This window comes from Rubneribacter badeniensis (assembly GCF_002899695.1).
Classification (GTDB): Bacteria; Actinomycetota; Coriobacteriia; order Coriobacteriales; family Eggerthellaceae; genus Rubneribacter; species Rubneribacter badeniensis.
The window spans coordinates 1-12,036 of sequence record NZ_PPEL01000092.1; the positions used below are offsets into that span (position 1 = coordinate 1).

At 66.6% G+C, this 12,036-nt stretch carries 8 protein-coding genes; 3 read left to right on the forward strand and 5 right to left on the reverse strand.

Going from position 1 to position 12,036, the window contains the following annotated elements; translation table 11 throughout:
- Nucleotides 1-398 precede the first annotated feature (398 nt).
- Together C2L80_RS11565 and ahcY are read right to left on the reverse strand one after the other, a co-directional pair.
- Entirely contained in the window at nt 399-1,496 is a 1,098-nt protein-coding gene (locus C2L80_RS11565) for an aldo/keto reductase (protein ID WP_103263249.1), read from the reverse strand.
- 177 nt (nt 1,497-1,673) lie between these two features.
- Nucleotides 1,674-2,939: an adenosylhomocysteinase gene (ahcY, locus tag C2L80_RS11570; RefSeq protein WP_103263248.1), complete on the reverse strand. Its 1,266-nt coding sequence runs from the start codon at nt 2,937-2,939 to the stop codon at nt 1,674-1,676.
- Between the two features lie 475 nt (nt 2,940-3,414).
- On the opposite strand from ahcY, the gene C2L80_RS11575 reads away from it, so the two are divergent.
- A complete protein-coding gene (locus C2L80_RS11575) occupies nt 3,415-4,743 on the forward strand; it encodes a glycosyltransferase family 2 protein (protein WP_087196098.1) in 1,329 nt (442 codons plus the stop codon).
- 110 nt (nt 4,744-4,853) lie between these two features.
- Here C2L80_RS11575 and C2L80_RS11580 read toward each other — a convergent pair whose 3' ends face one another.
- Entirely contained in the window at nt 4,854-5,648 is a 795-nt protein-coding gene (locus C2L80_RS11580) for a ComF family protein (RefSeq protein WP_087196117.1), read from the reverse strand.
- Nucleotides 5,649-6,984: 1,336 nt separating this feature from the next.
- Between C2L80_RS11580 and C2L80_RS11585 the strand changes: the two genes are divergently transcribed.
- Complete coding sequence (locus C2L80_RS11585; protein WP_087196097.1) at nt 6,985-8,007, forward strand: substrate-binding periplasmic protein; 1,023 nt, start codon at nt 6,985-6,987, stop codon at nt 8,005-8,007.
- A gap of 126 nt (nt 8,008-8,133) precedes the next feature.
- Nucleotides 8,134-9,495, forward strand: a complete 1,362-nt coding sequence (gene larB / locus C2L80_RS14750; RefSeq protein ID WP_224758785.1) for a nickel pincer cofactor biosynthesis protein LarB — start codon at nt 8,134-8,136, stop codon at nt 9,493-9,495.
- 409 nt (nt 9,496-9,904) lie between these two features.
- Here the strand turns inward: larB and C2L80_RS11595 are convergent, their stop codons facing one another.
- Both C2L80_RS11595 and C2L80_RS11600 read right to left on the reverse strand, forming a co-directional pair.
- Nucleotides 9,905-10,834 carry a SufB/SufD family protein gene (locus C2L80_RS11595; RefSeq protein WP_087196096.1) on the reverse strand — a complete coding sequence of 310 codons (930 nt, stop codon included), beginning with the start codon at nt 10,832-10,834 and terminating at the stop codon, nt 9,905-9,907.
- A gap of 112 nt (nt 10,835-10,946) precedes the next feature.
- Nucleotides 10,947-11,723: an ABC transporter ATP-binding protein gene (locus C2L80_RS11600; RefSeq protein WP_087196095.1), complete on the reverse strand. Its 777-nt coding sequence runs from the start codon at nt 11,721-11,723 to the stop codon at nt 10,947-10,949.
- Between the last annotated feature and the right edge of the window lie 313 nt (nt 11,724-12,036).

Sequence of the window (12,036 nt, forward strand, 5' to 3'; positions counted from 1 at the left end):
GTACCGGGAGGGGAGGCTGAAGGCGTTCGACGAGGGAGGGCGCAAGGTGTACGATACGATAGCCGGCCGCAGGAGGCGGCTGGGGCTGGCCGCCTAGGCCGTCCGGAAAAACGTCCGCACCCCCATTGCGGTCCGAAAACGCCCTCGAAAAAAAAATTGCGAACAGGGCTTTTCCCAGTGAAGAAGGGACTGACCGCTCGTTTTGCAGTGGAAATCCATGCACAAGATGCGATCTGTGCCATTTCGGGCGTTTCTTGCGGTCGCTGCTGCCACGCTGCGACGCACAGGGTGCTCCGAGCGCATTTCAGAGCGCCGGCGCGCCGGGTTCGGGGATGCCTTGCGCCTGTCGGGTGCGCTTGGATTCCGTTATCCGACAGGCGCGGATGCTCGATCTGCCCCTACCGGCCGAAGTAGGCGGCTATCTCCCGCATGCGCGCGCCCTGCTTCACGCCGAAGGGGCAGCGCGTGTCGCAGTGGCCGCACTGCACGCAGTCGCCTGCGTGATGCTCCAGCTCGCGGTAGTGGTCGGCGGCCAGCGCGTCTCCTAGGCGCGCGAGGTCGTAGTACTTGTTCGCCAGCCCTATCTGGATGCCGCGCGGGCACGGCTGGCAGTGGTTGCAGTACACGCACGACCCCTCGGCTGCGGGCGGCGCGAACTCGCCCAGCACGGAGTAGTCGCGCTCCTCGGCGGTGGCGTCGAAGTACGCCAGCACGTCCAGCAGGTCCTGCTTGCCGCGCACGCCGGGCAGCACCGATGCCACGCCGGGCTTGTCGAGCGCGTACTGGATGCACTGCGCCTTGGTGAGCGCGCGTCCGAACGGCGACGCCGCCGCGTCCAGCAGCTGCCCGCCCGCGAACGCCTTCATCACCGAGATGCCCACGCCGGCCGCCTCGAACTCGCGGTACAGCCGCGCGCGGTCATCCGCTTCGCCCTTGCCGTAGTCCGACGCGTCGGTGTAGTCGTACAGGGGGTTCAGGCTGAACATGCCCCAGTCCATCGCGCCCGTGGCCAGGAAGCGACGCGCCACCCCCACGTCGTGCGTGCTGAACGCGAGGTGCCGGATGACGCCCTCCTTCTTCATCCGGCACGCGTAATCCCAGATGCCGCCGTTCATCACCTGGTCGAAGTCGGCATCCTCGTCGATGCAGTGGATGAAGCCGAAGTCGGCGTAGTCGGTGCCCAGCGTGCGCAGCCGCTCCTCGAACTGGCTGATGGCAAGCGCGGCGTCGGTCGTCCAGCCGTACTTCCCGCTGGAATAGTCGGCGCCGATGTGTACCTGCATGAGCGCTCGGTCGCGCTGGCCTTTGAGTGCCCGCGCGTAGCCCTCGAAGGGCGCGGCCTCGCTGGGGATGAAGTCGAACAGGTTCACGCCCGCGTCCAGCGCGAGGCGCACCGTCTCCTCCACCTCCCTCGCGTCGGCCGCATGGATGCTGCCCATGCCCAGCCCGATGACGCTTACTTTCTGGCCGCTGCGCGGCACGGTGCGGTATTCCATGAGCATTTCCTCCCCTTTGATCGTCGGTGTCCAGTATGCTCCTTGGAGCGGACTCGAAGTCAAGAGGGAAGAGGGAAGGAAAGGGCGAAGGCCAAGAGCGCCCCATGCCGCCCTTGGCCTTTGCTTGCCTGGGGGGGCGGCATGGGGCGCTTCTCGCTCCCGTTTGCGCAACGCGTCTTACAGCGTTTCGAAGTTCCAGGAGTTCATGTACTTGATCTGCTCTTCGGTGAGCTCGTCGATGGCGATGCCGAGGGTTTCGAGCTTCACGCGGGCCACGCCCTCGTCGATGGCGGCCGGCACGTCGTACACCTTGTTCTCCAGCTCGCCCGCATGCTGGAAGAGGTACTCGGCCGCGAGCGCCTGGTTCGCGAAGCTCATGTCCATGACGGAGGCCGGATGCCCCTCGGCGCACGACAGGTTCACGAGGCGCCCCTGGGCAAGCACGATCACCGTGCGGCCGTCGGCCAGCGTGTACTCCTCCACGAGCGGCTTGAGCTCCGCCTTCTTCACGGCGTGCTCCTCCAGCCACGCGAGGTTGATCTCGGAGTCGAAGTGCCCGGAGTTGCAGATGATGGCGCCGTCCTTCATGTTCTCGAACGCGGGCGCGTCCACCACCTTGCAGTTGCCCGTCACCGTCACCCACACGTCGGCGAAGCGCGCCGCCTCGGCCGCGGGCATGACCTCGTAGCCCTCCATGTGCGCTTCGAGCGCCTTGAGCGGGTCCACCTCGCACACGATCACGCGCATGCCCATGCCCTTGGCGCGCAGGGCGAGCCCGCTGCCGCAGTAGCCGTAGCCCGAGATGACGATGGTGCGCCCGCACATGAGGCGGTTCGTGGCGCGGATGATGCCGTCGAGCGTGGACTGGCCGGTGCCGTAGTGGTTGTCGAAGCAGTGCTTCGTGCTCGCATCGTTGATGTTGAACACGGGGTAGGCGAGCGCGCCTTCGGCGGCCATGGACATGAGGCGCACGACGCCCGTCGTCGTCTCCTCGGTGCCGCCCACCACGCCTGCAAGCTTGTCGGCGAACTTCGTGTGCAGCGCGGTGTCGAGGTCGGCGCCGTCGTCCATGACGATCTGCGGGTCGGTGGCGATGACGGCCTCGATATGGCGGTCGTACGTCTCGGCGTCCTCGCCGGCGACGGCGTGCACCTCCACGCCGAAGTCGCGCACGAGCGAGGCCGCCGTGTCGTCCTGGGTGGACAGCGGGTTCGAGGCGCACAGCGCCACCTTGGCGCCGGAGGCCGAAAGCGCGCGCATGAGGTTCGCCGTCTCGGTGGTCACGTGCATGCATGCGCCGATGCGCACGCCTTCAAGTGGACGCTCGCGCTCGAAGCGCTCGCGGATGGACGCGAGCACGGGCATGTCGCGGTCGGCCCACAGGATGCGGGCGAGGCCCTCGTCGGCCAGCTCGATGTCTTTGATGTCGTGGTTCTCGGACATGGTGCCTCCAAAAAAGCGCGGTGGGATGATTGTTTCAGACAGCTTTTCAGAATATCACAGGGCGGTGCGGGCGCTCGGGCGCTTGGCCCGTTCCATAAAACGGACGGACGGCGATCGGGGGCGCGCGCGGGCTGCGGGGCTCGGCGAACGCGAAGAGCGGGTGCGACTCGGTGCTTGTGGAGTTCGTATGCAGAGCGTGTGTTCTTCCCGGTGATTTCTTCGGTGAAAACGGAAGAAACGGCAACGAAGGGCTTCGTCGTCGACCTTTCTTCCAGGTGGGCAGCTATAATCTCTCACGTTTGACCGACAGCGCGGCATCGCGCGATCCGCAGGCGCCCCGGCGTCGCGGTTCGCGGTGCTGCACGACCCTCGAACGGGAGCGGAGACGCTTCGCGGGAGAGAGCGCGGCTCCCCTGCCGGGAGCGCGCGATGGCACGGCCGCAAGGAGGAAGGGCGGCCCGACAAAGGAGCAAAGGTGCTGGACCAGTTTTTCTCGCAGATATCGTTCGTCGACATCTTCAACTTCTGCGTGTTCCTCGCGTTCACGGTCTGCTACACGTATCAGCTCTACTACGTGTTCGTGGTGCTCACGCGCAAGCCCAAGCAGCTCGAGGCGAAGCGCAACCACAAGTTCGCCGCCGTCATCTCGGCCCGCAACGAGAGCGCCGTCATCGGCGACCTCATCCACTCCATCAAGGTGCAGAACTACCCCGCGGGGCTCATCGACGTGTTCGTGATCGCCGACAACTGCACCGACGACACGGCCAAGGTGGCCCGCGAGGCCGGCGCCATCGTGTTTCCCCGCTTCAACCAGAAAGAGGTGGGGAAGGGCTACGCGCTCGACTACGGCTTCCAGGCCATCCGCGAGCAGTACGGCGACCGCGGCTACGAGGCGTACTTCGTCTTCGACGCCGACAACGTGCTCGACGTGAACTACTTCCGCGAGATGAACAAGACCTTCGACAACGGGGCGAAGGCCTCCACCAGCTATCGCAACTCCAAGAACTACGACTCCAACTGGATTTCCGCCGGCTACGCCGTGTGGTTTTTGCGCGAGGCGAAGTTCCTCAACCAGGCGCGCCTCACGCTCAACACAAGCTGCGCGGTGTCGGGCACGGGCTTTTTCGTCGCCGCCGACATCATCGAGAGAAACGGCGGTTGGAAGTGGCATCTGCTCACCGAGGACATCGAGTTCTCCGCGAACAGCATCCTCGAGGGCACGCGCATCAGCTACACGCCCACGGCCATCCTCTACGACGAGCAGCCCATCACGTTCCGCGACTCGTGGAACCAGCGCTTCCGCTGGGCGAAGGGCTTCTACCAGGTGTTCTGGCACTACGGCGCACGCCTGGCCAAGGGCATCGCCACCAATCCGAAAGGCTCGCGCTTCGCGTGCTACGACATGCTCATGACCATCGCGCCGGGCATGCTTTTGACCATCGTGTCGGTGCTGTTCAACGCCATCATCGTGTTCCTCAGCCTCACCGGCGCCATGTCCACGGGCATCATGGTGGCCTCGTCGGTGTCCTCCATCTGCTTCTGCCTGATGAACTACCTCGTGTTCATGTTCATGTTCGGCGTGCTCACCACGTTCGTGGAGTGGGACTCCATCCGCTCGACCACGGCGAAGAAGGTGCGCTACATGTTCACCTTCCCGTTCTTCATGCTCACCTACGTCCCCATCGCGCTCGTGGCGCTTGTGAAGAAGTGCAACTGGAAGCCCATCAGGCACAGCATATCGGTGGACGTGGCCGAGCTCTCGGAGGCGTCCGGCGTCGAGTCGCGACGCGAGCGCACGATGTAGCCCGCGACGGACCAGGTTCGGAAGCGGCAGCCCGCGGGCTGCCGCTTTTTCGTGGAGCGGGCGCGATCGTGTTCGACGGAGGAGCGCGGGCTGAGCGCGTGGAGGCGCGCTCACCAAACGCGGGCGAACGTGAGGGCGAGCACCTGTCGCGCACCCGCCGCGCGTACGGCCTGGGCGGCGGCGAAGAGCGTCGATCCGGTCGTGTACACGTCGTCGACGATGAGCGCCGTCTCGGGCGCGTCCGCTCCGGGCAGCGCGAGGAAGCGCCCCTCCATGTTCGCGATCCTGCCGCGGCGCCCGAGCGATCGCTGGTCGCGGGCCTTGGGGCGCGCGAGCAGGGGAGGCGCATCCGCTCCGATGCGCGCCGCGAGCGCGCGGGCCAGGTCGGATCCGTGGTCGAACCCCCGGCGCCGCAGCGCCGCCGCAGTGGCCGGCACCGCGACGACCGCAGGACGCGCGGCGAGCCATGCGGGAGGCGCGACGGAGGCCATGAGGGAGGCCATCTCGTGGACGAGCCGTCGCTCGCCGGCGTCCTTCCAGGTGCGCACGATGCGCGCGGTCGCGTCGTCGAGCACGACGGTGCTTGCGCAGCCGTCGAACGGCGGCTTTTCGAGGCCGACGACTCCGAGGACGACGGGGTTGCACTCGCTGCACTGCACGCGCCCGAACGGCGCGCCGCAGCGCGGACAGGCGCGCCACCAATCCAGGTAGGGCAGGCGCAGCCGGCAGTCGTCGCAGAGCACTTCTCCCGGCAGGTCGCACACCGCGCAGCGCGTCGGCCACAGCGTCTCGGCCAGCGCTTCGGCGGCGCCGCGTCCGTAAAGCTCGGCGGCGCGCAGCAGCCGTTCGCGCAGCCGAGCGGGGGCGGCGTGGAGGAGGGGCGGTCTTTCGGCAGCGACGGTCATGGGGTGAGCATAGCACGCGCCTCCTTGCGCGTTCCAAGCCGCGCTCCAGCGCGACGTCCTCTCGATCCGGCGCGATTCGCACGCGTTCCCGCCGCGCATCCGACGCCCTCTCGATACGTCTCGAATGCGTCTCCGACGCGTTGCCGACATTCTTCCGACGCGTCTCGAACGCGCTTCCACTATGCTCCCGATACGCCCCCGACGTTCCCCCAACGCGCCTCTGCCGCGCCCCTGTCATGCTTTCGACGCGTTTCCGACGCGCGCCTTCCCAACACGTCTCCGCGGCGATTCGGGGCTTGCGCGCGACGGGCGCTCGCCCCTCCTTCTCCCTCCCTCTTCCTCCCGGTTTCCAAGAGGGCGCTCTTCTGACGGCGCTTTGAGGCGTCTGCAGACGGCTGTGCGATCGCTCGAGCGCTCGCGTTCAAGCTGCTTGCTTTTCTCTCTTGGATGGAAGAACGATGTTTCGCGTGAAGCATTGGGCATGAAGAGAGCGGATGTTTCACGTGAAACATCCGGAGTGGGCATGACGCGCAGGTCGCGTGCGATCGATCTGGGACATCGAGCGCGAAGGCGGGCGCGTCGAGGCGGGCGGGCGCGCAATCGGGCGCGGCCCCTTCCGGTTTTTCGGCTCGCATCGCTCGGGGCGGCTGCTTCATCCGTCCTTGTCTGCTCGATGTCTGCTACCGCCCCAATTTCCTCTTCGCCGCGCGCCGCGTAGCGCCGTATGCCGGAGCGTCATGCGCTGCGAGCTGCCGCGCATCGCGTGCCACGCGACCGCGCGCCGCGCGCCGTCGCGCGTGTTCGGCAGGTACCTCGTGAGGCTCGAATCTCGGCACGCGACCGCGCGCCGTGTGCCGTTGCACGCCTCAAGCTGCCGCGCGTCACATCGCGAGCGCGTTCAAGCCCTTGCGCCCCCAATCTGCCGTGCATCCCCGATTCGCCGTGCACGCCGCGTTGTGCCGCATCTCGAGCCGCATTGCGAGCCTCATCGTGAACCGAGGTCGGTTTGCCGCAGATTCTGCGCCGCGGCTTTCGGGACTTTTCATGTTCTGATACACTGAGGGGCGCTTCTTTCGAGTCTGTAGTTGCGGGCGTTTCGCCTCAGTCCACGGCAGATGCGGTCGAAAGGACCCACGTAAGCAGCGCTCTGCGCGGCGATCATGGCGTATCCTAGAGGTAAGACGCACCGTCCGTTTACTCGATGCGGCATACCGCCGCGACGGGCGAGAGGGCACGGGCGCAAGCTCCGCTCCGGTGCGCGAGTGTGGGGGCAAAGACTAGGTCAGTCGGAAGAAGCGCATGCAAACAACGCACGCTAGATGGAGGCCCACCGGTTATGAAGCGCATGAAGAGGCTCGCGACCTGCTGTCTTGCGGTCGCGTGCGCTGCGGCTCTGCTCGTCTCGTTGTCGGGTTGCTCGTCGAAGGAGGCCTACACGCCGCCCGACAAGGCCCCGACGCTCTCGTCTCCTGTCATCGGAAAGGACGGCACGCTGCGCGTCGGCGTGAACGCGGACAGCGCGCCGCTTGCCGGGCAGCTCTCCGATTCGGGCAAGATCGTCGGCGTCGACGTGGACATCGCCGCCGCCTTGGCAGACAGCTTCGGCTTGAAGCTCGAGATCGTCGATGTGGGCGCCGATCCCGAAGGGGCGCTTTCCGACGGTCGCGTCGACATCGTCATGGGCATCGACAAGTCCGACACCGACACGACGTTCTGGAAGTCGGAGGCGTACCTGCCCACGGCGGTCGCCCTGTTTTCCACGGCGTCGAACACCGCGGTTCCCACGAATGCCTCGAAGCCTTCCATAGCTGCGCAGGTGTCCTCGAAGAGCGCCTGGGCCGTCACCAACGAGTTCGACCAAGGCGCCATCACCACCACCGACAACCTTAAGAACGCCTTCTCCGAGCTGGAATCAGGCCAGGTGCAGTACGTCGCCGCCGATGCGGTCATCGGAACCTACGCCGCGTACAACGCCGGCGACGACGTGCAGATCGTAGCGCTCATGCAGCAGCCGAGCGGTTACAGCGTGGGCGTGCTCGACGGTAACACCGACCTCAAGACGGCCGTCTCCGATGCGCTCGCCACGCTTGCTGGAAACGGCGTGATCTCGGTGATCGAGACGAAGTGGCTCGGCGAGGCCCTCGATCTGTCCTCGACGCCTCTCACCGCGGGGGCATCGTCCGCATCGGCGGATGCCGACGACGCGGACGGCACGGATGTTCCCGGGGACGAAAGCGGGGACGTCGGAACCGAAGGCGCGACCGCCGGGGAGGGCGACTCCTCCGATCCCGCTTCTGAGGACGATGCCCTCGAAGCCGGCGGGAACGCCGTGCAGCCGGAGGACGTCGCCCTTCTTTGAGGGGGCGAACGCGATGTGGCGACAAGGCCGGGACGCGATATGCGCCCGGCCTTGTTTTCACTTGACATGGAGTATGCTCCAGATGGTTCAATGAGGGCGCAAAAACCGACGACGAGGGAGGTTCCTATGGAAACGCGAGAGTTGCGCGCGTTGCTCGAACGGGTGGCGAAAGGGGAGGCGTCCGCGAGCGAGGCCGAGCGCGCGCTGCGCACGGCTCCGTTCACGGATCTCGGGTACGCGAAGGCCGACCATCATCGCGGGCTGCGTCAGGGCGTGTCCGAGGTGGTGTACGGCGAAGGGAAGACGGCCGAGCAGATCGCGGGCATCTGCCGAGCGCTCGCGGACGGTGGGCAAAAGCGCGTGCTCGTGACGCGCCTCGACGCCGAGAAGGCCGCCGAGGTGGAGCGTCTGCTCTCCCAAGGGAAGGACGCCGTGCCGCTTCCGTTCGAGTACCGGGACCTGCCGCGCCTCGGCCTCCTCGGAGGGCTTCCCGCGCCCGACGGCGACGGCGCCGTGGTGGTCGCCGCCGCCGGCACGAGCGATCTGCCCGTGGCCGAGGAGGCCGCCGTGACGGCCGAGGCGCTGGGCAACGAGGTCGTGCGCCTCTACGACGTGGGCGTGGCCGGCATCCACCGGCTGCTCGCGCATGCGGACGACATCGCCGCCGCGCGCGCTGTGGTGGCGGTGGCCGGCATGGAGGGCGCGCTGGCGAGCGTCGTGGGCGGTCTCGCGTCGTGCCCGGTCATCGCCGTCCCCACGAGCGTGGGCTACGGCGCGAGCTTCGGCGGCGTAGCGGCGCTTCTGGCCATGCTCAACTCGTGCGCGTCGGGCGTGTCGGTGGTCAACATCGACAACGGCTTCGGCGCGGGCTACCAGGCCCATCTCGTCAACCATGCGGGCGCGCCCGCAGGCTGCGGAAAAGGGGCCGGGGAGAGGCCGACGCTTCGTTGGAGCCTCGAGGAGAACGCCACGCGCCGCCATCTTCTGTCCGAAGCGCTGCTGCACCTGCCCGAAGCGCGGCGGGCGCAAGTGCGTGCGGACGTGCAGGCCGCCGGCGTGCCCGACGCCCATCACCACGACTTGGGAGAGGTGACGGCCACCATCGACGCGCTTTGCGCGAGCGAGCGCGTGAAGCGCGACATGCACGCGATCTACCGCATCCTCGCCGAGGCCGAGGCGGCCGCACACGGCTGCTCGGTGGACGAGACGCACTTTCACGAGGTGGGCAATGGCGAAGCGATCGAGAACGTGCTCGCCATCTGCCTGGCCGTTGAAACTCTCGATCCCGTCGAGATCGTGGCCACGCGCGTGCAGACCGGGGCGGGCACGGTCGTGTGCGCCCACGGCAAGCTGCCCGTCCCGGCGCCGGCCACGGCCGCCGTCATCGCGCGCGGCATCCCCGTGTGCGAGCGGTGCCTGCCGGGAGAGCGCTGCACGCCCACGTCCGCAGCCGTCATCCTGCATTTCGTCGACCGCTTCGAGGCGTAAGCCCTTCGCTTCGGAGAGAGGCGCGCCTTCGGAGCGCCGCCTTCTCGGATTGCCGCCCTTCCACTGCTCCCCGATGTTTCGCACGAAGCATCCGTTTGAATGCTGGCCAAATGCTTGGGGAGAAGGTGCGGATGGGCAGATCTCGAGGGCGAGGAGGAAGCGGCGGCTCGCGGACGGTGGCTCGCGGGCTGCCGCTTCCTCCTTGGCAGCGTCGTCCGCTTGAGCGCCTTCGAAGCATTGTCTCCGCGCCGCTCGCGGCGCTTCCGGGTGCCTTATGCAAAGCGTCCGTTCCCCGGAATGCGAAACGCCCGTCGAGCCTCTTGCGGGTTCGACGAGCGTTTTCCGGTTCGGGCGCTTGTCGCAGGGCCGGATCGGGAAGGGGTGGCCCTGCCGATCAGGTGCGGCGCGGCTAGTTCAGGAAATCCTCCAAGATCTCCTCCTCGGCCTCCTCTTCGGTGAGGCCGAGCGTCATGAGCTTCGTGATCTGGTCGCCGGCGATCTTGCCGATGGCAGCCTCGTGCACCAAAAGCGCGTCCTCGCTGGCGGCCTCGATGCCGGGGATGGCCTTCACCTTGGCGTTGCCCATGATGATGGCGTCGCACTGCACGTGCCCGCGGCACGCCGCCTCGCCGATGACGAGCGGGTTGAACACCTGCACCGAGTCGTCTTGGGCCACCGAGCGCGAGATCACCTGCACGCTGGAGTCGTCGCCTTTAAGCTCCACCTTCATGTTCGAGGTAGCTGTCTGCTTATCGTGCGTGAGCAGCTTCTCGGTGAGGACGAGCTTCGCGCCCGCGCCCACCTCGGCGTTCGTGTCGCGCACGGTGGAGGACACGCCGCGCAGCTGGATCAACTCCATCTCGCAGGTGGAGTTCTCGTCCATGTACACGTTCGTCACGGGGTTCAGGATGCGCTCGCCGGTGCCCGCGCCCTCGCCGTAGTGCTTCTCCACGTACTTCACGTGGCTGTTCTTGCCCAAGTGGAAGCTGTGGATGCCGTCGTGCTCGGAGGCTTGGTGGCTCTCGTTGTGGATGCCGCAGCCGGCGATGATGGTGATGTCGCAGTCATCGCCCACGTAGAACGTGTTGTACACCACGTCCTTCAGGCCCGACTGCGTGACGATGACAGGGATGAACACCGTTTCGCCCTTCGTGCCCGGCGCGATGTGGATGTCGATGCCGGGGTTGTCCGTCTTCGTGGCAATCTCGATGTTCGCCGACGAATGGCGCTCGACGAGCTGCCCGTCCTTGCGGATGTTGAACGCGCCTTTCGGCATGCCGTGTATGTTGGCGATCTCGGCGAGCAGGCTCTCGTCGATGGGGGAAAGATCAACAGCCATGATGGCCTCCTTCGTTATCGGAAGCGGTCCGCATCTGCTGCGCTTTGAGCGAGCGGATGGTTCACGTGAGCCATCCGCGTCGTCGCGCGCGGCAGCGGCCCGCGCGGGGTGGTTAGCAGGTGGTGGGGATCTCGGTCAGGTGCAGCTCGGTGGGCGTGGACAGCTGGCATCCGGGGATGCCCTTCGCCACGAAGCCCAGTTTCGGCATGATGTCCTCGGGCGTGCCCGTCTCGGCCACGCGTCCGTCGCGCAAGACCACGATCTCGTCGGCCAGCTGGATGATGCGCTCCTGATGGCTGATGATCACGATGGAGCGCCCGTCGCGCGCCTCGTGGATGTCGCGGAACGTCTCGGTGAGGCGGTCGAAGCTCCAGAGATCGATGCCCGCCTCGGGCTCGTCGTAGATGGCGAGCTTCGGGTCGCGCGCCAGGATGGTGGCGATCTCGATGCGCTTCACCTCGCCGCCGGACAAGTTCTTGTCCACCTCGCGCGTGAGGTAGCTGGCCGAGCACAGGCCCACCTTCGCCAGGTACTCGTTGCACGCGAGCATCGGCAGCTTCTTGCCGGCCGCGATGTCCAAGAGCTTCTTCACCTTCATGCCCTTGAAGCGGGCTGGCTGCTGGAAGCCGTAGCCGATGCCGCGCTTGGCGCGCTCGGTGATGGACAGCTCCGTGATGTTCTCGCCGTTGAAGACGATCTGCCCGCCGGTGGGCTTCTCCACGCCCATGATAAGCTTCGCCAGCGTGGATTTGCCGCCGCCGTTCGGGCCGGTGATTACCGTGAAGCGATCATCGGGAATGGAAAGCGACAGGTTGTCGATGATGCGTTTCGTCTCCTTCGAGCCCTCAGCCAAGGGCACCTCGAAGGAGAGGTTCTTGAGTTCGAGCATGATGTGCGATCTCCGTCTCTTCTCGTTAATTGATGTTCTATTACTATCATTTAAGCGGCGTCTCGTCAAGCGCCGCACCGCACGGGTGGGAAGGGCGTTCCGTCCGCGCGGCAAGCGGGCAGGACGGCTCCGATCCGGTTGCGTCGCGCGGGTTCGGTTCCAATCACCTATTCTAGCTCAAACAAAGGTGAAGACGCAGTGGAAGTGAGGTTTTGCACGACGGTCCGCATGCGAGGGAGAGGGGTCGGCAGAGGGCGACGAGGGCGTAGAAGGGCGCGGCGAAACAAGGGGGGGCGGCAGGGCGTGACAGGGG